At 56.0% G+C, this 248-nt stretch carries 1 protein-coding gene; it reads left to right on the top strand.

Features of this window, described 5'->3' with window-relative positions; all coding sequences use genetic code 11:
• A partial coding sequence (locus A3736_RS17940) for a hypothetical protein (RefSeq protein WP_233999312.1) occupies positions 1-248 on the top strand: 248 nt, incomplete at both ends.

The raw sequence follows: 248 nt of genomic DNA, 5'->3' as shown, positions 1-248 counted from the left end.
ATTGAGCTATGCCTATTATCCGCAGTTTCGCCGTGTCGGACTCGCTCTTCCGTATGCGATGATCGGAGTCGCAACGCTCACGCTCATACTTGCCGATAATCGTATGAGCATTCTCGCCGCAGTCGTGAGCGGGGGTGTCATCTTTCTGAGCCGCGGCGCGACGCTGCTCCGATGGGCCCTTGCGACTATTGCAGCAATCAGCGCGTTGCTCTCTTTAACCCTTGCCTCGGATGCGATTCTTTACAGTG

The sequence above is a fragment of the Erythrobacter sp. HI0063 genome (assembly GCF_001635685.1).
In the GTDB taxonomy this organism is placed as follows: Bacteria; Pseudomonadota; Alphaproteobacteria; order Sphingomonadales; family Sphingomonadaceae; genus Qipengyuania.
This window is presented reverse-complemented; position numbering and strand designations above follow the sequence as displayed.